Consider the following 25,225-nt stretch of genomic DNA (forward strand, 5'->3'; position numbering starts at 1 on the left):
ACTTATTCTCCCAAAACTTTAAGAATATTCAAGACAGTGAAATCTGTCTCTTGTGCCAATCTCACTGTCACATTTTCTAGCTGCGTTTTGCTCATCTCGTGTGTCACAATAACCAGACGAGCAGTGTTACCATTGACTCCCTTTTGCAAAATTTGCTTGAAGGAAATTTCTTCGGCATTGAAAAGTTCTGCTAAACGGAGCATCTTCCCATTCTTATCAGGTGTTACGATAGAAAAGTAATATTCGCTCTTCACATCGCTTGGTATAGCCAATTTAAGCGAACGGCTATATTCATTAAAGGCTTTACCGACAGTTCCCTCCTTAAGACGACGAACGATGCGGATAATGTCTGCTACTACACTGGTCGCTGTGGGTTTTTGACCAGCACCAGGACCATAGTACATTGATTGACCGATACCGATGGACTCGACAAAGACAGCATTCATAACACCACTAACGCTTGCTAGTGGATGATCTTTCGGTAAGAAGGTAGGGGATACTTCTGCAAAAATACCAGAGGCGGTTTCCTGAATATCCCCCACAAGTTTAATGACATACCCTAATTCTTGAGCCACTGCTACATCCTCTGGCGTGATATGAGAGATCCCCTTGTGAGCTACATGTTCAAAATCAACAGTCATCCCAAATGCAAATTGGCTGAGAATCACTGCCTTGTAGGCAGCATCAATTCCTTCGACATCATTTGTCGGGTCGGATTCAGCATATCCTAATTCCTGAGCAGTCTGCAAAGCCTTATCATAAGTCCAACCTTCATCCACCATTTTTGTCAACATGAAGTTTGATGTTCCATTCAAAACTCCCAGAATGCGGGTTACTTTATCTGCTGCCAAAGAATTAACCAAAGTACGCAATACAGGGATACCACCTGCAACAGCAGCCTCATAATAGAGGGCTAAATTCTTTTCTTCTGCCAAGGCACATAATTCACTGCCGTAAACAGCCAGTAAATCCTTATTAGCTGTAACGACATGTTTGCCTGCTTCTAAAGCGCGGGTAATGAATGTTTTAGCAGGCTCGATTCGCCCCATCAATTCCACTACGATTGCAATCTCTTCGTCCTCTAAAATTTCACCAATATCTGTAACAAAATGATAGTTGTATCCCGCAACCAAGAGACTTTCTTTTTCTGCATCATCCTTGACAAGTACTTTGGCAACTTCAATTCTATCTTGGGCTGCTTTTTCAATTTTCTCTGCATTTTCTTTCAATAAAAATGGCACACCGCTTGCTACTGTTCCGAATCCCAATAATCCTACCTTAATTACCATGCACTCTCCTTCAAAAGTTTTTCTCTCATTATACCAAATATTCTGACTACTTGGCAAAAATTTGGTATAATTGTCTTACTATCTATGTTATGGAGAAACAATATGAGACATTCAAGAAGAGCAATACGAAAACGTAGACAGCATGGTAAACTAATTGTCGGCATGGTCATTGTCCTATTACCGCTTATAGCTATTTCTGCATTTCTATTTTCCATGTCAAAAAAAGTGGAAAATTCTAGTACTTCTAGCCCAGTTCAAAGCCAGCAAGAAATTTCAACAACCACAACAGCTAGTTCTAGTTCATCGGTGCAACCCGAAGTCACTTGGGAACGACAGGAACAGCCTGTCAAATTCCCTATCCTCATGTATCATGCCATCCACATAATGGCTCCTGAGGAAGAAGCCAATGCTAACCTAATCGTTGCTCCAACAACCTTTGAAAGTCATCTGAAAGCCCTGCAGGATGCAGGGTACTATACCTTATCGCCTGAAGAAGCTTATAAAGTTTTAAAGGAAAATGTCTTGCCAGCTGGCAAAAAAGTTGTTTGGCTCACCTTTGATGATAGTATTTGGGATTTTTACAGTCATGCTTACCCACTCCTTAAGCAGTACAAAATGAAGGCGACCAATAATGTCATTACTGGTTTTACAGAAAATGGACGAGCCGGCCACCTCACTTTAGAACAAATGAAAGAAATGCGTGCTGCTGGACTTTCCTTCCAAGCTCATACTGTCAGTCATCCCGATTTGGAATACAGCTCGATCGAAACACAAACCGATGAACTTACTGCTTCCAAAGCTTATCTGGATAACCAGCTAAATCAGGAGACGATTGCTCTTGCCTATCCAGGAGGACGATACTCAGCAGATACTGTTGCTTTAACCGAAAAAGCTGGTTACAAGCTCGGTGTGACAACCAATTATGGACTGGCTTCTGCCAGTGATGGTTTATTGACACTAAATCGTATCCGTATACTACCAACAACCAGTGCTGAAAGCTTGTTGGCAGAAATTGCCCAATAATAGCATATCTCCCTTCAGATTGAAGAAAAAGTCTATTTCGGACAAGATCTTCAATCTTTTTTTGCGATCAAAAGTAAAAACTCCCAGAAACGTTAAAAAGTAACGTCTCTAAGAGTTTAGTTACAAACCATATCTCAAAATGATTTGTTTTATCTGCACTCTCACTTCCTTAACAACTAGGAAGCTATTTTTCATTTTAGTTGATGAAGCAGAAGTTCAGGAATAAAACTTAATGTTCAAGTAATAAATTGATTACACAATGAACATCAGACTAGCAAATGCAACAGTAGGTAGAACTGAAGCTTATCAAGTCAGGTAGATGAAGTCTGGTTTTGACTTTCAAAGAATATGAAATACTCTCCTACTATGTCACCTATCAAGACAAATAAGTCAGTATTTTACTACTTAGATTGACTAAATTGACTTTGGTAAAGATTGTAGTAAAAACCTTTATCTGCTAGGAGGCTCTCGTGGTTCCCCTGTTCGATGATTTGTCCATCTTTTAGAACCAAAATTTTATCTGCTTCTTGAATGGTAGATAAGCGATGAGCGATGACGAAACTCGTCCGTCCCTTCATCAAGTGTTTCATAGCCTTCTGAATCAGCAACTCTAGTCGCGTATCAACCGATGAGGTTGCCTCATCTAAAATCAGAATCGCTGGATCTGCTAAGAGAGCACGAGCGATAGTCAATAATTGTTTCTGACCTTGAGAAATATTGCTGGATTCCTGATTCATCTCCATGTTGTAGCCACCGGGCAATGTGCGAATAAAATGATCTACATTGGCAGCTTTGGCAGCTTCAATAATCTCCTCATCCGTTGCATCTAGTCGACCAAAACGTAAGTTTTCTTTAATTGTTCCTTCGTAGAGCCAAGCATCTTGAAGAACCATCCCAAATTGACGACGATAAGATTGGCGAGAAATGGTTCTAATATCTTTTCCATCAACCTTGATAGAACCAGAGGTCACATCATAGAAACGCATGAGAAGATTTATCAAGGTTGTTTTTCCTGCACCTGTCGGACCAACAATAGCTACCATTTCTCCAGGTTCTACTTGTAAATTAAAGTTTCGGATAAGCGGTTTGTCATCCGAATAACCAAATTCAACTTGTTCAAAACTAACTTGACCAGATAAACTTTCTGTCAACTCAAGCGCATTGGCGTCTGCTTCATCAAGCTCATCTAGGACCGAAAAGATGCGTTCAAGGGAAGATTTAGCTGACTGGAGTTGGGGGGCCAGCTGAGTCAAGGTTTGGACAGGCTGCGAAATCTGCCAAACGTATTGGACGAAGGCCTGCATATTCCCTACAGTTAACCTCCCAGCAAGAACTTTTAAGCCAGCAAGCAGAGCGACCACTACATAGGCGATATTAGAAAAGCCGTGTACTATAGGCATCAGTAAACCAGACATGAAGCTAGCCTTAAACCCGACTTCCTGCAAATCTGAGGTTATTTGTCGAAACTCCACAGTCGATTGTTCTTCACGTCCATATAGCTTGACAACATTGAAGCCTGTGAGGTTTTCTTGAACAAAACCGTTGAGGCGACCGAGAGCATCTGCCTGTTGTTTAAAGTAGGGTTGAGATTTACCCATGATAAATTTTGAGCCAAAATAGGTCACAGGCACTAAGATCATCACCACTAGAGCCAGCGAAACATCTAGCCAGAAGCACATGAAGAGGGCTAGGGATAGGGCTAGGGCTGCGTTGACCAACTGAAGAAAACTTTGCTGTAGAGCATTTGAAACCGTCTCAACATCACTGGTGAAGCGACCTAAAAGATCTCCATACTGATGTTTATCAAAGTAAGATACTGGAATTTTGTTAATCTTATGACTCAAGTCATGACGAAGTTCCTTGGTAGCTCCTTGGACTGCCTTGGTCATAAAATAATTGGAACCGTAAGCTCCGATTTCATACAAAAGAGCTCGAAAAGCATAAATAGCCAGCAAGATAGCAATGTAGGAAACATTGATTTCCGCTCCAACTACACCATTGGCAATGTCAAGAAGATTTTTTGTCAGTTCTGTAATGATAAGTCCTAATACAAATGGTTCTAGCGCATTCATAACCGCACTAATTGTCTTTAGAAAAACAGCTAAAAATACAGAAGATTTATAATGACGTAGATAGTCCCAAACACGAGTAAATACAAATGTGTTCTTCATGATTCCTCCTATTCTTCTGTCAGGGATTGACGATTGAGCTGAGAATTTGCGATTTCACGATAAATCTCGTTATTTTCCATCAATTCATTGTGAGTACCGCGACCAACGATTTCTCCTTCATTCAGAACAATAATCTGATCTGCATCCATAATAGTTCCAACACGTTGGGCGACAATTAAGACTGTTGCATTTCCTGTAACTTCTTTCAAACGACTCCGTAAAAGGGCATCTGTCTTATAATCCAAGGCTGAAAAAGAATCATCAAAGATATAAATATCAGGCTGCTTAACAATGGCACGTGCGATAGAAAGGCGCTGTTTTTGTCCACCAGATAAGTTGCTTCCCCCTTCTGCAAGATGGGTATCGAACTGCTTCTCTTTGCTTTCGATAAACTCCTTGGCCTGCGCCACATCTGTTGCTTGATGAAGTTCCGTGAGACTAGCATCGATTTTCCCATATTTGAGGTTTTCTGCGATTGTTCCGGTAAATAGCAGAGCTTTCTGCGGAATAAATCCAATCTTGCTACGGAGAGCCTTCAGATTATAACGTCTGACATCCACACCATCTACTAGGATACGACCTAAGGTCACATCATAAAAACGTGGAATTAAGTTCACCAAAGAAGATTTACCCGAACCAGTTGAACCGATAAAAGCAATCGTTTCACCAGGATTAGCTTTGAAGGAAATGTTATGAAGAACTGGAGATTCTGTTTCACCCGGATAGGCAAACGTCACATTCTCAAATTCTAAATAGCCATGTGTATCCGTTTCTGTCACACCATCTTCATTCTTTGAAATAGAAATCGGCATGGCCAATACTTCTCGAATTCGTTGGCTAGATACAGACATGCGCGGATACATGTTAAATAAATTAGCAAATAGTAAGAATGAAAATAGAGCATGGAAGCTGTATTCAATAAAGGCTACCAAATCACCAATTTGTAAATTACCTTCTTTCAAAGGTTTTAAAGCAAACCATACGATGGCTACAATCATAGCAATGATAATCTGCACAAATAAGGGTTCTGTCAGACCGGTTAAATGAAACAGTTTTTTAGACGTTTCTGTGTATTGTTCATTGACTTCTTCAAAGCGTTCTTCTTGGAATGCTTCGCGTGTAAAAGCTCGAATAACCCGTAAACCCATCAAGTTTTCTCGCACATATTGGTTAATGGTATCCAAGCGCTTCTGTTGCTTTTCTGAGAGCGGACGGGTCTTCGTTGCTACATAGATGATAACCATGATAAGGAAAGGCGTAGCAACTGCTACTGTCCATGCAAGACTTGGACTAGTCACCAGAGTCATTACTACACTTGCAACCATCATTAACGGGGTAATAATACCTAGTTTTAAAATCATCTCTGAGAATTGCATTAAAACAAAGGCATCATTTGTCATGCGAGCCACCAATGAGGAAACACCAATCTGTTCATACTCATGATGTGAATAATCTTGGATTTTCTCATAAAGGTCATTACGAATATCTTTGACAATACTTGTTGTCAGTTTTCCAGCTGCATAGGCTAATGTTACCCGTCCTACAATACCGAGCAACACGATAAAACCCATCATGATAGCCCAATAATAGAGTTGGTTGACATTATTTTTGGTGATTCCTTGGTCAATCATTCTAGCTAGAAAAGTAGGTAAGCCTAGATTCACTACTACAAACAAGAAAGCTCCCAATAAATCTAGGGCAAGCCATTTGGGATATTTTTTTAAATAAGTCCAAATGAGGTTCATTATTTTCGTCCTTTCTATATGCTAAAAAGGGGCAAGCCCCTTCCTGATACATTGATAATAAAATTCCTCACTCCCTTTCAATCAGACAAGCGATGATTGGAAATAAGAATAAGCTTGCTAGATTGGATACAACTCACACTAGGCAAGCCAAAATGATAGTAGCAAGAGACTATAAAAGCCACCAAATGGTGACTTTCCTATTCTCTTTCGTCAATCACTAAACGAACTTTCTTACCACTTGTTGGAACAGAATAAACAATCGTCCTGATTGCAGAAATTGTACGTCCTTTCCTACCAATGATGCGACCAATATCAGACGGATCTAAATCCAAATGGTATTCCAAGAATTCAGGTGTATCAACGATTTTAATCGTCAAACTTTCAGGTTGTGAAATCAATGGTTTCACAATTGCAATAATGAGATTTTCAATCATGTCCATAAGTGTTCTCGCTTACTATTCTTATTTAGAGAATTTTTGCTCGTGGAATTTTTTCAAAACGCCTGCGTTTGAAAGAAGGGAACGAACAGTATCAGATGGTTGTGCACCTTTTGCCAACCACTCAAGTACACGCTCTTCTTTAAGAGTTACTGAGTTTTCAGCCAAAAGTGGGTTGTAAGTACCAACAGTCTCGATAAAACGACCATCACGTGGTGCGCGTGAGTCTGCAACGTTGATACGATAGAAAGGTTTCTTTTTAGAACCCATACGAGTTAAACGGATTTTTACTGCCATTTTTAGTATTCTCTTTTCTTTATGATAGTATTCGGTGAAATAGCAGAGCTATTTAGCACATGTTTTATTATATCATACTTCTATCAGGTGTCAAGAAAAAAACTTGACACTTTTAATTATTTTTCATATTTCTAGCAAAAATGTCTATTTTTGAGTCGGATGAATTTTCCCAAATTATCTATAATAAAATCCGGCCAGTACTTGTACTGTAACTAACTTATCAGACATCTTACTTAAAATAAATTTTTTATCATACCATCACGTATTTTCTTTTATTTTTTCTATCCATTTCATTTTGAGTATTTTTCATATTCAAGGGCAATTACAAATAGACATAATTTTTTTCGAGGAGTCCCATCAATGAGTCGCTCCTCCAACTATTTTCATATCTTCTTTCCCTGCATATTCTACAATAGTCTCTATTGCTACTTGGACCCCTTTTACGATAACCTCCAAAGACATTGAAGCAAGTCCGGATTTGCCAATAACTTGTTCAGGTATAAAAGGGATATGTAAAAATCCAGCCCTAGTCTGCGGAAAATTCCGCTCAGCCAGATAAAGGGATTGATACATAAGATGATTGCAAACAAAAGTTCCAGCAGTATTGGACACTGATGCAGGAATCCCAGCTTTACGAACAGCTTCTACCATAGCCTTGATTGGTAGCGTTGAAAAATAAGCAGGGGCCCCATTTTCACGAATAGCCGTATCAATCGGCTGTTGCCCGGCATTGTCTGGAATACGTGCATCATCTTGGTTGATAGCAACCCGCTCAAAAGTCAATTCCATACGACCACCAGCTTGACCGAGACAGAGAACAGCATCCGGCAAATGCTTTGATAACTGTTCTTCTAAAACACTGGCAGATTGATAAAAGACAGTCGGTATCTCAGCCACTATAATCTCTGCACCAGTGATATGCTTAGGCAAGCGCTTGATCACTTCCAAAGCAGGATTGACAGTATCACCACCGAAGGGATCAAAACCAGTTACTAAAATTTTCATTTTATCACTTCTCCTATAGTATTATTTCTCCGTAATGAAATTTTTGATTGGGTCGTATGTGACGAACAAAACCTAATTCCTCAAAAATCCTATCTCTAAAATGAGCTTTTAAAATAATTTTCTCTCTGGCAACCCGTTTGGCTTCATGGAGAATGTCCTCATTCAAGCGACTAACATTTGCCAGACCAGCCAGACCAGCTAAATTTTGTGATTCTTTTATTTTTTGTGAGAACATAGGATCAAAGTAGATTATATCAAAAGATTTATCTGGTTGCTCCCTTAGATAAGTCAGACTATCTGTCCACAAAGTTTTGACTCCTCGCATGGCTTGGTTGATAGATTCATCACCACTATCAAAATCCTGCAAACCTTGACGAACGATAAAATGAATCAGTTGAGAACTTTCCAGAGCTGTAACCCGATGGCCTGCACTAGCCAGTACAATACTATCAGAAGCAAGCCCCATGGTACAATCTAAGACTCTTTTTGCGCTAGCTCCTACCAGTTCTACAAGTGGGTCTCGCCCCGATTTAATCCGCAAAATAGCTGTATCCGGATGAAAAAACAGTCTTTGACCGTTCTTCTGTTCCAGAGTGAGTTGTTCTTGATAGACAACTAAGATACCATCTACCCTCCTTAATAAGGCAGAAACGGACTGCTTCTTGCGTTCGACATACCGAACCCCTAGGCCTCCAGCTATCTGCTTAGCTTTTGCGACAAGGAGTTCGTTCATTCTAAGACTAGTTGTAACAATATATTGCATAGTTAGATTATAACAAAAAGATGACCTCTTGCGAAATCACCCTCTGTACTAAATGTTGCAAATTCAATCAATAAACCAATTTAAAATCATGATTTATAAAAAATTGAAGACAGCAGGCATACTCTCTCTTCTAGATTGCCTGAGTCATAAAACTACGACTTTCCAGCACTTTTACCATTGCTTCTGCTGTATCAAGCGCTGTGAAAAGAGGAATTCCTCCTTCAATAGCAGATCTACGGATCATTTGACCATCTCCATCAACTATGCGCTTTTTGCTAACTGTATTGATGATTGCTTGAACTTTTCCTGCCCGAACCAAACTAGGGATGTCTGGATATTCAGAATCACCTAATTTACCAACAGGTGTCACGGATAAGCCTTTATTGACGAGATAGGCTGCCGTTCCTGCTGTTGCAAATAGACCATACCCCAACTCATGGTAACGTTGAGCAAGTCCTAACGCTTCTTCCTTATCTTCATCCGCAATGGTAAAAACGATATTCCCAAACTCCTCCAGATGCTGATGGCTAGCCTCAAAAGCCTTATAGAGAGCTTTTTCCAATGTCTGGTCTGAACCCATGATCTCACCAGTAGACTTCATTTCAGGTCCCAAAAGACTATCTACTTTGGCCAATTTAGAAAAGGAGAATACCGGTGCTTTCACATGAACTTGTTGACTTTCAGGATAGAGTCCCCCCTCATAGCCCAATTCAGTCAAGCACTTCCCTAAAATTAGCTGAGTCGCTACCTGAGCCATCGGGATATCGGTTACCTTTGATAAAAAAGGTACTGTACGACTGGCACGAGGGTTTACTTCAATAACATAGACCATCTCATCTTTGATGACAAATTGAATATTCATCATACCAATACAATGTAGACCAATCGCCAAGCGTTTAGTATAATCTGCAATTGTTTCTTGAACCTTTTTAGACAAACCTTGTGGAGGATAAACTGCCATCGAATCACCCGAATGGACACCTGCACGCTCGATATGCTCCATAATGCCGGGAATAAGAACATCGGTACCATCCGAGATAGCATCTACTTCACACTCTCGACCAAGAATATAAGAATCAACTAAGACCGGGTGTTCAGGTGATACCTTTACCGCAGTTCGCATGTAAGAACGTAAATCATCTTCATTTTCAACAATTTCCATGGCGCGTCCCCCAAGAACATAAGAAGGACGCACGAGTACTGGAAAACCGAGCTTGCAAGCTGCCTTGATGGCCTCTTCTTCAGTGGTTACAGTCTGACCTGGTGGCTGGGGAATACCTAATTCTTTCAATGCTTTTTCAAATAAATCTCTATCCTCTGCACGATCTAAATCCGCTACCTGAGTCCCCAAGATCTGAACCCCAGCTTTTGCCAATGATTCTGCCAGATTGATAGCTGTCTGTCCACCAAACTGAACAACGACACCTTTTGGTTGCTCCAAATCAATAACATTGAGAACATCTTCTAAGGTCAGTGGTTCAAAGTAAAGCTTATCTGAAATAGAAAAATCTGTCGAAACAGTCTCTGGATTTGAGTTCATGATGATAGCTTCATAGCCTGCGGCTTGAATAGCCTTAACCGAGTGAACCGTTGCATAATCAAACTCAACACCTTGACCAATCCGAATTGGACCCGAACCTAGAACCAAGACAGATTCCTTTTCTGATTTGATTGACTCATTTTCCCATTCATAGGTTGAATAGAAGTATGGCGTTGAGCTTTCAAACTCCGCAGCACAGGTATCGACCATCTTGTAGACTGGAATAATCTTGTTTTCCATCCGAACACGACGAATATAACTTTCTGTTCTGCCCCAAAGCTCTGCAATCTTACGATCCGAAAAGCCATATTTCTTGGCTTTTTTCAGAACATCAATATGATCAAAGTTAACTGCCAATTCCTGCTCTATTTCCAAAATATGAAGCAATTTATCGAGGAAAAATAGATCAATCTTCGTTAACTGTGCCAATTCTTCTACTGTATAACCGCGTCTGAGTGCTTCCGAAAGATAGAAAAGACGATCATCCTGCGCCTTGACAATTTTTTCGACCAGGGCATCATCCGACAGCCGGCTAAGTTCCGGCATTTCATTATGATAGACACCAATTTCAAGCGAACGGCAAGCCTTTAGCAGACTTTCTTCAATATTACGACCAATCGCCATAACTTCTCCCGTTGCCTTCATCTGTGTTCCCAAACGACGTTCGCCTTTTTCAAACTTGTCAAATGGAAAACGTGGAATTTTGGCTACTACGTAGTCCAATGCTGGTTCAAACATGGCGTATGTTGTTCCTGTTACAGGATTGATCATTTCATCAAGTCTGAGGCCAACAGCGATTTTGGCTGCCAATTTTGCAATCGGGTAACCAGTTGCTTTGGAAGCTAAGGCAGACGAACGAGATACACGAGGATTGACCTCGATAACATAATACTTAAAACTGTGTGGATCTAGTGCCAGTTGAACGTTGCAGCCGCCCTCGATCTTCAAAGCTCGAATGATACTAAGACTGGCATCACGAAGCATCTGATTTTCAATATCTGAGAGGGTTTGAGTGGGAGCAAAAACGATAGAATCTCCTGTATGAATCCCCACAGGATCGAAGTTTTCCATGTTGCAGACAACAAGGGCATTATCTGCAGCATCGCGCATCACTTCATACTCAATTTCTTTAAAACCAGCAATAGATCGTTCAATCAAACACTGAGTGACTGGAGAGAGCTTCAGACCATTCTTGACAATCTCACGTAATTCTACTTCATCGGTACACATTCCACCACCAGTACCACCTAATGTAAAGGCTGGACGAACAATGACTGGGTAGCCAATTTCACGAGCAAAATGCAAGGCTTCTTCAACAGTTGTTACAATAGTAGATTCTGGAATAGGTTGCTTCAATTCCTCCATAAGTTGCTTAAAGAGGTCACGATCTTCGGCTTGATCAATAGCAGATAACTTAGTTCCTAAAAGCTCTACACCCAGCTCTTCCAAAATCCCAGCCTTCGATAACTCCATCGCCATGTTAAGACCTGTCTGACCTCCGAGCGTTGGCAAAAGAGCATCTGGACGTTCTTTGCGTAAAATACGAGTGACAAATTCAAGCGTAATCGGCTCAATATAGACCTTATCCGCAATCTCCTTGTCCGTCATGATAGTTGCTGGATTGGAGTTGACAAGTACGACACTATAGCCCTCTTCTTTCAGAGCTAAACAAGCCTGAGTTCCAGCATAATCAAACTCGGCCGCCTGACCAATAACAATCGGACCAGACCCAATCACCATAATTTTTTTAATATCTAAACGCTTTGGCATAATTTATGATACAAGGCCCGTTAAGTAAACAAAGTCAAAATAAGAAGGCTAATACAATATCAACAGATACTAGAAACCTTATCCTTTTGACACAGCTTATAGGGCGTGTTCGAACCTGAAAACCAAAAAGTTTTCACGAACCTGTATTCTCCCCTTTCTATTTGTCGCCTCACAGGGCGACATTAAATAAGATTTTCGACACGAGAAAATAAGTCAAGATTAAATCATTTTAAAAACAAATGCAAGAATCGGCCACCTCTTGAAGGGAGGACAAGAAACTTAGCTTCTACCTAACTTGCTGTCTCATGGAACAGTACAAAATCCTTGCTAGTTTTCCTTCTTAAAAGAATCTATTAAGTCCATAAATTCATCAAAAAGGTAACTAGCATCGTGCGGACCGGGTGCTGCATCCGGATGGAATTGGACAGAAAAACCTGGGTGATATTTATGTCGCACACCTTCAACTGACCGATCATTGATCTCTTCATGCGTAATCATCAGACATTCTGGTAATTCCTCACGTGCGACAGCATAGCCATGATTCTGACTAGTAAAATCAACACGCCCCGTTGCAATCTCACGTACCGCATGGTTAAACCCACGGTGCCCAAACTTCATTTTATAGGTCTTTGCACCATTGGCTTTTGCAAAGAGTTGATGCCCCATACAGATACCGAAAATTGGAATTTTTCCAAGAATACCACGAATCATATCAAGTGCTTCAGGCACATCATCAGGATTCCCTGGTCCATTGGATAACATGACACCATCTGGATCTAGGGATAGAATTTCTTCAGCTGTTGTGTCATAAGGCACAACAGTTACGTTGCAATCACGCTTCGCTAATTCTCTGAGAATAGAATGTTTGAGCCCAAAGTCAACCAACACAATGCTGCGACCAATACCTGGTGCAGGATATGCAGTTTTGGTAGATACCTGCTGGATATTATTAGTTGGTAAAACGGTCGCCCTCAACTGATCTGTCAGATGTTCAACAGAATCTCCTACATTGGCCAAGGTAGCTTTCATGGTACCGTGTTGGCGAATAATTTTTGTAAGTGCACGCGTATCAATTCCTGAAATCGCAGGAATATTCTTAGCCTTTAAAAATTCATCTAAAGTCATTTGATTGCGCCAATTACTAGCTCGACGAGCCCATTCACTGACGACAACTCCCTTACAAGTCGGCTTAATTGATTCATAATCATCCCGATTTATACCATAATTCCCTATCAAAGGATAGGTAAACGTTAAAATTTGACCATTATAAGACTGATCTGTAATGGACTCTTGGTACCCCGTCATACCAGTCGAAAAGACCAATTCTCCTGTCACATCAGTAGTTGCACCGAAGGCTTCACCTTCAAAAATTGTCCCATCTTCTAAAATTAAACGTCTTTTTGACATAATAATAAGATATTAAAGGCGTTAAGCAGACACAATCAAAATAGGAATTTATTTGGATGAAAAACAAAACCATTCAAGGAAAAACTATCTTTTTGACTCAGTCCGTAGCCGGAATTCAATTACAAAACCCGGATAGAATAACACCCCTTCTCCTTTCTATTTGTAGCCTCACAGGGCGACATTAAATAAAACTTTTGACACCAGATCCAACTAGTACAAGATAAGCTCTTACACGACTCGTTCTTGACTAATAATATATTTTAAGCCTTCCCATTCACAATGGCTTCCAAAATCGCCATACGAACAAAAACACCATTTTGCATTTGGCGAACAATACGTGACTTTGAAGCTTCTACTAAATGATCATCAATTTCTACATCACGATTGACAGGAGCTGGATGCATGACAATGGCACTATCTTTCAAGCGTTTGTAGCGCTCATCTGTCAAACCATGCATGCTGTTATAGGTTTCTTTTGAAAATCCACCAGCACCATCGTGGCGCTCATGTTGTACCCGGAGCAACATCAATACATCCACTGTTTCAACAATATCATCAATATTCAAGTGCTGTCCATAAACATCAAAATCCTCTGAATACCACTCTTCCGGACCAGTAAAGAAAATCTCTGCACCCAAACGCTTCAATATCTGCATGTTGGATCTAGCAACACGCGAATGCGTAATATCTCCAGCAATAGCAATCTTTAGCCCCTCAAACGTTCCAAATTCCTCGTAGATAGTCATCAAATCAAGCAAGGATTGACTCGGATGCTGCCCAGAACCATCACCACCATTGACGATAGATGTCTGAATAGTCGGACTGTCGATTAGCTGTTTGTAGTAATCAACTTCTGAATGGCGAATCACGCAAATATCCACTCCCAAAGCAGACATTGTTAAAATGGTATCATATAAAGTCTCCCCCTTATTGACAGAACTTGTACGAGCATCAAAATCAATCATTCCCATATCCAAACGTAGCTCTGCCATTTCAAAAGACTTATGAGTTCGAGTTGAATCTTCAAAAAATAGATTAGAAGCGAAATACTTTCGATCCAATTCCACTCGTTCTCCGCGTTTAAAAGCAATTCCTCGTTGGATGAGTCCCAGCACTTCTTCATTCGAAAGAGTTTCCATTGTAACCAAGTGTTTGAGTGAAACTTTACCATTTGTAATTGTCATGATGATACCTACCTTTATAGTTTGGGTGTAAAATAATGATTTGTAATATTCTCTGGCAATCAAAAGGATAGCCTAGCAACTTATACCCTTATTAGCCTTAGATAGTCTACATTGATTTTCATCAAATATTGGGAATGACTATACTCCTTCAACGAGGAGCACAGCATCTTGTCCATCAATTTCAGTCATGTGGACAATAATTTCCTCCGCGTGACTAGTCGGAATGTTCTTTCCAACATAGTCCGCTCGAATAGGTAATTCCCTGTGTCCGCGATCTACAAGAACAGCCAGACTAACACGAGCAGGACGTCCCAAAGAAACTACATTGTCAATTGCTGCTCGAATGGTTCGACCTGTGTAAAGAACATCATCTACTAGTATCACATCACGATCATTAACATCTGCAGTTATACTTGTCGTATCTTCTTCTACTTTCATATCATCTCGGAAAGGCTTAGTATCCAATTCTCCCAGTGGAACATCTATACCTTCTAATTGTTTCAACCTTTCCTGAATTCGTCTGGCTATAAAGACACCACGTGTCTTGATTCCTGCAAGAACAATGTTATCCAAGTTCTTGTTGCGCTCAATAATTTCATAGGTAATACGGGTGATTGCCCGCTTCACCGTCACATCATCAACAATTTCTTTCGTCTTCATAAGACCTCCTCAAAATAAATAGTGCATTGATACACAGTTTCCTAAGATCTGCGACATCTTCAAACCTGTAATCACTAAGAAAAGAGAGGAACGGTGTTCTCACTGCCGTTCAAACTACATCAATTTCTCTAAGCTCTGTTGCCGTCGCTAAGAGAAACAGAAAAGTCTCCTTTTTACAAGGAGACCATGAAAACATAGACTAGTATAAACCAGTCTGCTTAACACACGACTCCTTGTCTGCCTCTCTGGACAGGTTTTAAAGGATTATTAGGCATAAGTATAGCATAAAATTTCAATCTTGACAATTTTTTTCTGAAAAAAATGAGAATTCTTCGTGTTTTACTGAGTATCAGACTTGATAGACACAGGACGTTGAAGGTTTAGAGATTTTATTGCCACCAATAAGAAACCACAGAGCAGGTAAGCTACAAAGATTGTACCCGCGTAAGTCAATACATAGGGCCAACCATACTTTGGAACATTGAGGAAAAAATAGGCAAAAGGACTATCCTTAGCGTCCGGAATAGGAATCTTGATAAAAAAGCCATTGATTAAACCAAAAATCATATAAAAGACTGGCAATGTTGTCCACCAAATTGGATCAAACCATTTGTACTGCCTTTGACGATCCACAATCAGAGTATCCAAAAGAAAATAAAGTGGCACAATGTAATGACAGAGCATATTTTCCACACGCCAGAAATCTTTAGCTAAGGGAGCTAGCATAAAATGATAAACCACGCAGGTAATCATAATAGACATGGTAACAGCCGCTTTGATTCGAAGGAATTTGTGATTTTGTAAATCAATATCCTTTCTCATAGCATAGAGCATATAAACTGCAAATATAGATACCAACAGATTGGACTGAACGGTATAGTACATAAGCATGCCAACACCGTATCGCATAATCTCCAATACCGTGCCAGTGATAGCTAAAATGGTTAACAAACAGCGACTATAAAATAAAATACTTTGATACTTCATACTATCCTTTCATATATGACAAAAGACTGGAATAGGCCAGTCTTTTACTTAGGCAATAAAATCTACTAGATTTTCTTAACAAACTCAGATTTAAGCTTCATTGCACCGAAACCATCAATCTTACAATCAATGTTGTGGTCTCCTTCAACGATACGAATCCCCTTGACACGTGTACCTTGTTTAAGGTCTTTTGGAGCACCTTTTACTTTCAAGTCTTTGATAAGCGTTACGGTATCACCATCAGCCAGACGGTTGCCATTAGCATCAATAGCTATCGGACCATTTTCTTCCTCAGCTACATCTGCTGGATTCCACTCATAGGCACACTCAGGACAAACCAAAAGCGCACCATCTTCATAAACATATTCAGAACGACATTCTAGACAATTTGGTAAAGTTTCCATTTTCACTCTCCTTACATTTTCCGTGTTCTAGTATAACATGTATTGGAAAAATGGGCAAGATGATAAGGTTTTCACTGGTGTTCAGTCCGCCGTAGTCTCTCTAGAGTCTCTTGAAAAATAGCTGGCGCTTCTGCTGTAAATTCGATGACCTCTCCTGTTCGCGGATGGGTAAATCCAAGTGTCCGGGCATGGAGAAATTGCCCCTGCCCCTTCAAAGTCTTACGTGGACCATAAACCTCATCACCAGCAACGGGATGTCCAATATAAGCCATATGAACACGGATTTGATGGGTACGACCCGTTTCCAAAGTTAGTTCTACTAAAGTATAAGTTTTAAATCGCTCCAACACCTGAAACCTAGTCACGGCTTCCTTACCCTTAGCGGTCACAGCCTGCTTCTTACGATCTTTTTCAGAACGACCAATCGGTGCTTCAATCTTACCACGATCATTTGGTAAATTCCCATGAACGATTGCCCAATATTTGCGAAGCGATTTTTTTGACTTCAATTCTTCAGCTAATCTCACATGAGCTTCATCATGTTTAGCAATCATCAACAAGCCAGATGTATCTTTATCAATCCGATGAACAATCCCCGGACGAAGAACACCATTGATCCCCGATAAATCCTTCACATGATAGAGAAGAGCATTTACTAATGTGCCAGAAGTATGGCCTGCTGATGGATGAACGACCATACCTTGTGGTTTATTTATAACAACAATATCTGCATCTTGGTAAACAATTTCTAGCGGAATATTCTCGGCAACATAAGAAAGTTCTTCAACCTCAGGCATTTGATAAGAAATGATATCACCGACCTGCACACTATACTTGGCTTTCTTTAGCTCACCATTGACCAAAACCTGGCCAGCTTTGATTTGCTCATTAGCGATTGATCGTGACAATTCTGTAAAATCTGCCAAAGCCTTATCCAGACGTAAACCACCTACTTCAACTCTTACTTCCATTCTTCTCTTCTTTCAAAATACAAATAAATAAAATACCTACACCAACAGTTAAACAAATATCTGCAACATTAAAAACTGGGAAATTGATAAAATCTAAATGAAACATATCTACAACATAACCTAGTCTTACACGATCTATAAAATTCCCCAAACCACCAGCCATAATCAAAGAGAGGCTGAACAAAATCCAAAAACTACCATTGATTTGTTTGATAAAATACCAAACTAACCCTACCATGACGATAATGGTTACAATGGTAAAGAACCATTGCTGATTCTGCAAAATGGAATAGGCTGCTCCATAATTCCGTAGATAGGCTAAACTCATAAAGCCGGGAACAAAATCTCGCACAGTATCTAACTCAATATTAGCAACTGTCCACCCTTTCACAAGTTGGTCTAAACCAATCAAAACAGCTATCCAAAGCGGAAATCCAATTTTACGCATTCTCATCCTTCTTCCTATCGAAATATGCCTGCATCGCTTCAATAAAATCTTGTGCACAGGTACTCAGCTCATCAGCAGCACGTTTGACATAAACCATACGATTGTCCCTCTTTCCTTTAAAGGGAATTACCGTAATACCATTTACACTCTCTTTGTCAAGGTAGCCTGAACCCGTTGCATAGGCATCTGTTCGTTCTAAAATTCCATTCAAAGTGGCACGATCTGTCACATCAAAAATAACTGAGGAATCAGAAGTGTCAATCAAATTTTCTGAATAGTAGAGATAAGCTTCTTTTTCCTGTGTAAATCTTACTGTAGGCAACCCCACCAAATCAGAAGACACAATCTCATCCTTCATCGTCAATGGATGATCCTTACGAAGATAAATGTGAGTTTGAAAAGATGCCAACTCAACCGCCTGCAACTGAAGCTTGTCTAACTTCTGCATAATCCCCTTGGTATTTCTCTCATTTAAGTAAATGATGCCAAGTTCACTATACCCTTGCGCAACCTCATCCAAAATCTGAACCGTTGTCGATTCAAAGATACGAAAATGTGGATACTGTGGGTGCTGACGAGAAAATTCGGTCATCAATGGCGGTAGAAAGTCATAATGCTGACTAGAAATTGAAAAAGTTTTCTCCCCCTCTTCCGGTTGCAAATAGAGGTGTTCAAACTGATCAAAGCCCTTGACCAACATCTGAGCCCTCTCATAAAATTCCATTCCTTTTTGTGTTAAAAATGTGCCTGAACTGGTTCGACTAAAAATCTGGAAGCCCAATTCTTTTTCTAAATCACGAATGGAAATTGACAAACTCGGTTGAGAAATATACATCTTCTCTGCCGCTTCTCGAAATGTACCACTATTGGCAATTGCCACTACATATCGTAATTGTTGAATATTCATCTTTGAACCTCCAAAACTGCTCTACTCATTATACCAAAAAAAGTAGGATTTGCCGACCTCCTACTTCTTTCGCATATAAACAATCTGCGTCTGCTCTGTAAAACCTAAGTTTTTATAAAGTGACCAAGCTCCAGCATTTTCTTCTTCAACTGCAATTTGAAATTTTCTCGTATTTCTGTCAATCAAATCATTGATGACTGATTTGACCAAAGCAGAACCAATCCCCTTTCCTCTCATATCTTCAGTAACAGCAAGACCATAAAGATAATTATAGGAGGTGGAGAGATCCACTGTACAGGAAGCAAAAATCTTCTCTCCTTTTTTTATAATATATAAAAGACTATTCTTATCATAGACTGCTTCTTTTGCATACTGAATGCTCACCTCCAAACTTGTTTCAAAAGTCTGAGACTGAAACTGCGCAATCGCTTCAATATCATCTGCTGTTGCTAACAAACATTCCATATCTGGCAAATAAACTTCCTTAAAAGCTTTTCGTTCCCTACTTAACCAAATCTCTTTCTCTTCCTCGGCTACTAACTCCATATTTTCTAAAAAATTCGGATTCTGTTGCAGAAAAACTTGCTCAGTAACAAAAAGCGGACCTAATAGTTTATGCTCCTCTTGTATCAAGTAAAATTGATCCAAGAGTTGGCTAGCAATTCCCTTTCCACGAACATCGGGCCTGACCATCAGACTAACTTCAGCTAGTTCTTCTCTATCGTCTGCATAAATGGCCAACAATCCTAGCAATCTCTCATCCTGATAAGCTAAAAGAAAGGCTGGCATATCTTTATCAAAATTGAGCATGTTAGACAAGTAAGGTTGACGATAGGTCCCATCAACCTCTCTACAAGCTGCATTCAAACTATGACAGGCCTCTAACTCAGCTTTCGATAGATTGGTTCGTGTTTTTATTATACACCTTTTCATAAAAAGTCCTCACTCACATATAAATTCCTATCTTTTATCATATCAGTCTATACAACTTTAATAGGATTGTCAAGAAGAAAATGAGTTCCAGATGATGGTAAATAGATCAAGAAAAAAGCTCTCCGAAATCTCGGAAAGCCTATTGTTAAGCCATTTTTTGACTTATTTTGCGATTGGGTAAACAGATACTTGTTTCTTATCGCGTCCTTTACGTTCAAAGCGAACAACACCTTCTACTTTAGCGTAGAGGGTATCATCTCCACCACGACCTACGTTAACTCCTGGATAGATTTTAGTACCACGCTGGCGGTAAAGGATTGAACCACCAGATACAGTCTGACCATCAGCAGCTTTAGCGCCAAGACGTTTTGCCTGTGAATCACGACCGTTTGACGTTGAACCTCCACCTTTTTTGTGGGCCATAAATTGCAAGTTAGCAAGATTCAAGTTTAACATATGTTATTCCTCCGAATTTCTGTAATGATTGTCTCAAGCTATACCAATTAAGCGTTGATAGCGTTGATAACAACTTTTGTGTAAGGTTGACGGTGACCTTGTTTACGGTGGCTACCTTTTTTAGGTTTGTACTTGAAGGTAACAACTTTCTTTTGTTTACCTTGTTTTTCAACAGTACCAACAACAGTAGCGCCAGCTACAAGTGGAGTACCAACAACAGTTTTCTCACCACCAACAAGAACCACTTCTTCGAAAGTTACTTCTTGACCTGCTTCAACGTTCAATTTTTCAACGTAGATAGCTTGACCGACTTCAACTTTAACTTGTTTGCCGCCAGTTTTAATGATTGCGTATGTGCTCATTATGCACCTCCTATGAAAGATATGGGCTCATGCCCGATTTTTTGTGAAGACTCGCCTAGTACCGTGGGACAAACCTCTTTTACTTAATAAGCCTAAGTGACGGTAATCGAGCGGTTGCACAGGCTGTGCATAGTCAACACTCCCACTATACCAAAAATCACCTGCAAATGCAAGTGATTTATATCTAAATTTTTTGGAAAGTCTAAAATCTCCTCAATAACTTAAGAAAACGTGTATTTCTCTGACTTAAGAAAGGCTAGAATAACGTTTTCTTTTACCTTCCCCTTCCATTACATTTCAAAAACTTCACTCTCTTGTTTATTTGGTAAGAAAAGAGAAAGGATAATACCTACGACAGCCGGTAAAAACCAAGCTAAAGATTGTCCCGCCAATGGTAAAGATGAGATGAAAGCTGAAACGGCTGTCCAACCCAATTTCCCTGCTAGAACTTCTACCAAAGATAAAATAGTTACTACTCCTACTGTCATCTGCATCCCATAGGTTGATAGTGGTGCAAACTTATTAACAATAGTAATCAAAACAATACAAATCGTAATCGGATAAAGAACTAATAAAACAGGCACTGAGTAGGTAATAATATTATTCAGACCGAGATTAGCAATCCCAAAACCAATCAAAGTAAAGATTGTCGCATAAATTTTATAACTAAAGCGTGGAAAACGATCAGCGAAAAACTCACCACTTGAAACAATTAGTCCTGCAGTTGTGGTAAAACAAGTCACGATAACCATAGCTGCTAAGAAAATCTGAGCACTTGGACCAAAAATCGCTTGTGTTGCTTGCGACAAAATGTAAACGCCCTTGTTTGTATCCGAAGATAAAACATCAGCCGGAACTGGGAAATGGTTTCCAAGGAAGGCCAAGCCGATATACAAAGCAGAGAAAGCCAAGGCTACAACAAGTCCTACCGACCAAATAGTAGATACATATTCTTTTTTACTAGAAAAACCAAGCTGTTTCAAGGTGTTGACAGCTACGACACTAAAGGCAATAGAAGCAAGAGCATCCAGAGTATTGTATCCTTCAATAAAGCCTGTACCAAAAGCCTGTGCAGTCGAATAAGCTGCAGATGCTGGTAATGGGTTAGTTGAACTGTATTTGAAAAAACCAAGAACAACTAAAATAACAATCAACATAGCAAATACCGGCGTTAAAATCCGGCCGATACTGTTCAAAATTTTAGATGGATTCAAGGCAATCAGGTACGCTGCAATAAAATACAAAGCTGTAAAGAGCAAAAGCCAAAATGAAGGATTACCATCTCCTAATAAAGGGGCAATCCCAATCTCGAATGAGGTCGTTGCTGTACGTGGAATAGCAAAGAATGGACCAATTGCCAAATATAATGCTACTAGATAAACCGTTGCAAAGAATGGAGAAATCTTGCGTGAAATTTCATAAACATAACCTTTAGGATTTAAGGTACCGACAATCAAGGCAATAACAGAAATTCCAACTCCTGATACCACAAAACCGAAAATAGCCGGCCAGAAATTTTCACCAGATAAAACTCCAAGTGCTGGAGGAAAAATCAGGTTACCAGCACCAAAAAACATACCAAACAAAAGTAAACCTGTTAAAGCTCCTTTTTTCATAACTCCTCCTCTTAAAAGAACTTTGTGATTTTTCATTATACCATGAAGCGTCACTATTTTAAATAATTAAAATCAGAAAAACCGGATTAGCAAAATCTGTAAAAATATCTTTGAAAGTAATATAATTCAATAAAATCAACACCAGATATTCCGATAGAAACAAAGCTGATGAAGATTAGAGATATTCCATTCAGGCTGGACAACTGCTGAAAGGAAAAAAGGGACAGAATTTTTTCAGAATGTTATAGCAATTCCTCAATCAAGCTCTCCACTTCATCTTGAACATCTTCCCTCGGTGTGATGTCACTTACGATAATACCTGCAACCGCCCTTTCCACCAAAGCTTCAACATCCATACGAGACTCATATTGTTCCACATTTTTGATTTTAGGGTTGGTTTTTGGACGATCCGGTGCAAAAATAGTACAACAGTCTTCAAATGGCTGAATGGAAATATCAAAGGTATCAATTTCTTGAGCAATTTCAATAATTTCCAGCTTATCCATTGTAACAACCGGACGAATAATAGGCGTATTAGTTACTGCATTGATAGCCTGCATAGACTCTAAAGTCTGACTAGCAACTTGTCCCAAACTTTCACCATTGACAATTACCATGGCACCACGCTCCTGACGGACACGATCTGCAATCCGCATCATAAAACGACGTGTCAAAGTCATCAAATAGGCCTCTGGTGCTTTTTCCTTGATTTCTTCTTGAATTTCGGTAAATGGCACTTCAATGAAAGTGATATTACCACCAAAAGCAGTCAATTTACGAGTCAAATCATGGGCTTTTTTCAAAGCACCAGGACTTGTATAAGGTGGACTTGCAAAATGGAGAGCTTCAATCTCCACACCACGTTTGAGTGCTAAATAACCTGCAACAGGAGAATCAATACCACCAGATAACATAAGCATCCCTTTACCGGATGTCCCGACGGGTAAACCACCCGCTCCTCTAATTTCTTCATGAGAAATATAGGCTGCATCCGAACGAATCTCTACCCGCAAAGCAATATCAGGTGACTTCATCTTGACTTGTACAGTCGGAATGGCCGTAAAAACTGCATCTCCTAAAACTTGATTAAGATCACGACTATCTAGTTCAAAGCTATGATCACTCCGACGTGCCGCAATCTTAAAAGTCATGCCTTCACGGTAAATCTCCTTCATAATGCCTTGAACAGCTTGCTTAAGAGCCTGAACAGACTTTTCTACCTTGTAGGAAGGAGCAAAACTCTGGATACCAAAAATCTTTTTCAAAGAGGTGGATACTGCTTGATAATCTGCACCATTCAGATAGACATGTCCACGATCTCGATCAAAATAAACTGTCACTTCTGGATAAACCGAGAGGATATGCTTGATATTATTGCGAAGTTTATTAACAAATCGCATTTTATTTTTACCTTTGGTTGATAATTCGCCATAGCGAATCATAATTTCTGAATAGTTCATATTACCTGACTTTCTGTGTATTCTGATAAATTTGCTTAAAAATAGTCAAAAATTGTTCGATTTGTCCCATATCATTTTCATCATCCAAGCTGATACGAACGGCAGTTTGAGCCAATTTCTGAGGAACTCCCATGGCAATTAAGGTTCCCGCTGGCTTTCCAACTTTGGATGAACAAGCCGATGTCGTTGAGATATAGATTTGGTGTTCCTCAAGAGCATGGACAATAACCTCGCCACGAATATTTCTAATACCAAAAGTTAAAATACTGGGGCTAAAACCATCCATCTCTGAAAAAACAATTACATCATCGTATTTGCTAAGTTCATCAAAAAGAATTTTCTTCATAGCAACAAGCTGCTTTTGACTCTCAGCTTCCTTATCTAGTATTAGGCGGAGCGCCTTAGCTGTTGCGGCTATTCCAGCCACATTTTCTGTTGTCGATCGTTTATCATTCTCCTGTCCACCTCCTGTCAATAACGGAGTGATTTTCTTTCCAGATTTGACATAGACAAAACCAACTCCTCGAACAGAATGGAATTTATGACCTGAAAAACTTGCAAAATCAACTCGATCTGTCAAATAATCTTCTGTTGGTACTTTTCCGATAGCTTGAACTGCGTCTACATGAAAAGAAATTGTTGGCTTATCAGCCAGAAGCTGAGAAATTGCACCAATCGGTTGAATTGTTCCAATTTCATTGTTAACAGCCATGACAGATATTAGAATAGTATCGGAACGTATCAAACCTTCCAAAGCTTCAAGATCCACAAAACCTTGAGAATTGACCGGAGCCACATCAACCTCAAATCCTTGTGTTTTGAGCCAGAGTGCTGACTCTTTTACCGCTGGATGCTCAATAGCTGACACGATGATGTGCTTACCCAGATGTGCCTTTTCAAATGCCACTCCCTTGATGACCCAGTTGTCACCTTCCGTACCACCTGAGGTGAAAAAGATTTCTTTGCTATCCTGGCCAAGCAATTCTGCGATTTGCTTGCGAGATGCTTCCAAAATACGGGTTGCTTGACTGCCTAGATGGTGCAAACTAGAAGGATTTCCCCAAATTTTTGTAACAACTTCTGTATAGGTCTTAAGAACTTCTGGATAGACCTGTGTCGTTGCCGCATTATCAAAATAAATCATTTTTTATTCCTTTTACTACAATAGTCCTATTTTATCATGTTTTACATGGAGTTTCCACTCTTTAAAATAGTTTTACAATTTGTTTTCTTAGCTGGAATCGAAGGTCAATTTTAGGTGTATACCAAAAATAACATACAGCAAAAATCATTAGTCTATCTGTTTTTTAAAAATTCTCACTTCTATCAACTCTATACTCTAGATAGGATTAAAACCTATATAAATAAACAGATAGTCTCTCTTGTGATT

23 protein-coding genes, 1 pseudogene and 1 other annotated feature are annotated in these 25,225 nt (G+C 39.7%); of the genes and pseudogenes, 1 reads left to right on the forward strand and 23 read right to left on the reverse strand.

Annotated features, from left to right (window positions below):
* Nucleotides 1-2 precede the first annotated feature (2 nt).
* Nucleotides 3-1,289, reverse strand: a complete 1,287-nt coding sequence (locus BZG42_RS05220; RefSeq protein WP_120171736.1) for a homoserine dehydrogenase — start codon at nucleotides 1,287-1,289, stop codon at nucleotides 3-5.
* A gap of 102 nt (nucleotides 1,290-1,391) precedes the next feature.
* On the opposite strand from BZG42_RS05220, the gene BZG42_RS05225 reads away from it, so the two are divergent.
* Nucleotides 1,392-2,312, forward strand: coding sequence for a polysaccharide deacetylase family protein (locus BZG42_RS05225; RefSeq protein ID WP_155969502.1), 921 nt, complete (start codon nucleotides 1,392-1,394; stop codon nucleotides 2,310-2,312).
* A gap of 401 nt (nucleotides 2,313-2,713) precedes the next feature.
* Here BZG42_RS05225 and BZG42_RS05230 read toward each other — a convergent pair whose 3' ends face one another.
* The 22 genes and pseudogenes from BZG42_RS05230 to BZG42_RS05330 all read right to left on the reverse strand — a co-directional run bounded on the left by BZG42_RS05230 (nucleotide 2,714) and on the right by BZG42_RS05330 (nucleotide 24,979).
* Entirely contained in the window at nucleotides 2,714-4,483 is a 1,770-nt protein-coding gene (locus tag BZG42_RS05230; protein ID WP_024531999.1) for an ABC transporter ATP-binding protein, read from the reverse strand.
* An 8-nt stretch (nucleotides 4,484-4,491) separates the two neighbouring features.
* Entirely contained in the window at nucleotides 4,492-6,228 is a 1,737-nt protein-coding gene (locus BZG42_RS05235; RefSeq protein ID WP_155961984.1) for an ABC transporter ATP-binding protein, read from the reverse strand.
* Nucleotides 6,229-6,425: 197 nt separating this feature from the next.
* The gene (locus BZG42_RS05240) at nucleotides 6,426-6,668 is read right to left on the reverse strand and encodes a KH domain-containing protein (RefSeq protein WP_024531997.1); all 243 of its coding nucleotides are present in this window, start codon (nucleotides 6,666-6,668) and stop codon (nucleotides 6,426-6,428) included.
* Between the two features lie 21 nt (nucleotides 6,669-6,689).
* Complete coding sequence (gene rpsP / locus BZG42_RS05245) at nucleotides 6,690-6,962, reverse strand: 30S ribosomal protein S16 (RefSeq protein WP_002940682.1); 273 nt, start codon at nucleotides 6,960-6,962, stop codon at nucleotides 6,690-6,692.
* 357 nt (nucleotides 6,963-7,319) lie between these two features.
* Entirely contained in the window at nucleotides 7,320-7,967 is a 648-nt protein-coding gene (pcp, locus tag BZG42_RS05250; protein ID WP_155969500.1) for a pyroglutamyl-peptidase I, read from the reverse strand.
* A 13-nt stretch (nucleotides 7,968-7,980) separates the two neighbouring features.
* The gene (locus BZG42_RS05255; RefSeq protein ID WP_155965601.1) at nucleotides 7,981-8,730 is read right to left on the reverse strand and encodes a class I SAM-dependent methyltransferase; all 750 of its coding nucleotides are present in this window, start codon (nucleotides 8,728-8,730) and stop codon (nucleotides 7,981-7,983) included.
* Between the two features lie 130 nt (nucleotides 8,731-8,860).
* Nucleotides 8,861-12,040 carry a carbamoyl-phosphate synthase large subunit gene (gene carB, locus BZG42_RS05260; protein WP_155963445.1) on the reverse strand — a complete coding sequence of 1,060 codons (3,180 nt, stop codon included), beginning with the start codon at nucleotides 12,038-12,040 and terminating at the stop codon, nucleotides 8,861-8,863.
* A 327-nt stretch (nucleotides 12,041-12,367) separates the two neighbouring features.
* Nucleotides 12,368-13,447 carry a carbamoyl phosphate synthase small subunit gene (locus BZG42_RS05265; protein WP_120171743.1) on the reverse strand — a complete coding sequence of 360 codons (1,080 nt, stop codon included), beginning with the start codon at nucleotides 13,445-13,447 and terminating at the stop codon, nucleotides 12,368-12,370.
* Between the two features lie 260 nt (nucleotides 13,448-13,707).
* Nucleotides 13,708-14,631, reverse strand: a complete 924-nt coding sequence (locus tag BZG42_RS05270; RefSeq protein WP_155974426.1) for an aspartate carbamoyltransferase catalytic subunit — start codon at nucleotides 14,629-14,631, stop codon at nucleotides 13,708-13,710.
* Nucleotides 14,632-14,769: 138 nt separating this feature from the next.
* Complete coding sequence (gene pyrR / locus BZG42_RS05275; RefSeq protein ID WP_024531991.1) at nucleotides 14,770-15,291, reverse strand: bifunctional pyr operon transcriptional regulator/uracil phosphoribosyltransferase PyrR; 522 nt, start codon at nucleotides 15,289-15,291, stop codon at nucleotides 14,770-14,772.
* A 339-nt stretch (nucleotides 15,292-15,630) separates the two neighbouring features.
* Nucleotides 15,631-16,278: a Pr6Pr family membrane protein gene (locus BZG42_RS05280; protein ID WP_120171745.1), complete on the reverse strand. Its 648-nt coding sequence runs from the start codon at nucleotides 16,276-16,278 to the stop codon at nucleotides 15,631-15,633.
* A 65-nt stretch (nucleotides 16,279-16,343) separates the two neighbouring features.
* Nucleotides 16,344-16,682 carry a zinc ribbon domain-containing protein YjdM gene (locus tag BZG42_RS05285; RefSeq protein WP_024531989.1) on the reverse strand — a complete coding sequence of 113 codons (339 nt, stop codon included), beginning with the start codon at nucleotides 16,680-16,682 and terminating at the stop codon, nucleotides 16,344-16,346.
* A 71-nt stretch (nucleotides 16,683-16,753) separates the two neighbouring features.
* On the reverse strand, nucleotides 16,754-17,653 hold the full coding sequence (locus BZG42_RS05290) for an RluA family pseudouridine synthase (RefSeq protein ID WP_155961981.1): 900 nt from the start codon (nucleotides 17,651-17,653) through the stop codon (nucleotides 16,754-16,756).
* The gene (lspA, locus tag BZG42_RS05295; protein ID WP_024531987.1) at nucleotides 17,637-18,101 is read right to left on the reverse strand and encodes a signal peptidase II; all 465 of its coding nucleotides are present in this window, start codon (nucleotides 18,099-18,101) and stop codon (nucleotides 17,637-17,639) included. The genes BZG42_RS05290 and lspA overlap by 17 nt, the downstream gene beginning before the upstream one ends.
* A complete protein-coding gene (locus tag BZG42_RS05300; RefSeq protein ID WP_024531986.1) occupies nucleotides 18,094-19,008 on the reverse strand; it encodes a LysR family transcriptional regulator in 915 nt (304 codons plus the stop codon). The genes lspA and BZG42_RS05300 overlap by 8 nt, the downstream gene beginning before the upstream one ends.
* Before the next feature lie 60 nt (nucleotides 19,009-19,068).
* A complete protein-coding gene (locus BZG42_RS05305; RefSeq protein ID WP_155996207.1) occupies nucleotides 19,069-19,941 on the reverse strand; it encodes a GNAT family N-acetyltransferase in 873 nt (290 codons plus the stop codon).
* A 162-nt stretch (nucleotides 19,942-20,103) separates the two neighbouring features.
* Nucleotides 20,104-20,397, reverse strand: a complete 294-nt coding sequence (gene rpmA, locus BZG42_RS05310; protein WP_024532936.1) for a 50S ribosomal protein L27 — start codon at nucleotides 20,395-20,397, stop codon at nucleotides 20,104-20,106.
* The gene (locus tag BZG42_RS10105) at nucleotides 20,375-20,581 is read right to left on the reverse strand and encodes a GerMN domain-containing protein (protein WP_323131742.1); all 207 of its coding nucleotides are present in this window, start codon (nucleotides 20,579-20,581) and stop codon (nucleotides 20,375-20,377) included. The genes rpmA and BZG42_RS10105 overlap by 23 nt, the downstream gene beginning before the upstream one ends.
* Nucleotides 20,514-20,759: pseudogene (gene rplU, locus BZG42_RS05315) on the reverse strand (50S ribosomal protein L21); the annotation flags it as partial. The gene BZG42_RS10105 and the pseudogene rplU, both read right to left, overlap by 68 nt.
* Nucleotides 20,760-20,796: 37 nt before the next feature.
* Nucleotides 20,797-20,885 (reverse strand) — a sequence feature (ribosomal protein L21 leader region).
* 164 nt (nucleotides 20,886-21,049) lie between these two features.
* The gene (brnQ, locus tag BZG42_RS05320) at nucleotides 21,050-22,375 is read right to left on the reverse strand and encodes a branched-chain amino acid transport system II carrier protein (protein WP_155996208.1); all 1,326 of its coding nucleotides are present in this window, start codon (nucleotides 22,373-22,375) and stop codon (nucleotides 21,050-21,052) included.
* A gap of 242 nt (nucleotides 22,376-22,617) precedes the next feature.
* Nucleotides 22,618-23,835 carry a tRNA uracil 4-sulfurtransferase ThiI gene (gene thiI, locus BZG42_RS05325; protein ID WP_155996209.1) on the reverse strand — a complete coding sequence of 406 codons (1,218 nt, stop codon included), beginning with the start codon at nucleotides 23,833-23,835 and terminating at the stop codon, nucleotides 22,618-22,620.
* Between the two features lies 1 nt (nucleotide 23,836).
* A complete protein-coding gene (locus BZG42_RS05330; protein ID WP_155996210.1) occupies nucleotides 23,837-24,979 on the reverse strand; it encodes a cysteine desulfurase family protein in 1,143 nt (380 codons plus the stop codon).
* Nucleotides 24,980-25,225: the final 246 nt, after the last annotated feature.

The sequence above is a fragment of the Streptococcus sp. DAT741 genome (assembly GCF_009866825.1).
In the GTDB taxonomy this organism is placed as follows: Bacteria; Bacillota; Bacilli; order Lactobacillales; family Streptococcaceae; genus Streptococcus; species Streptococcus ruminantium.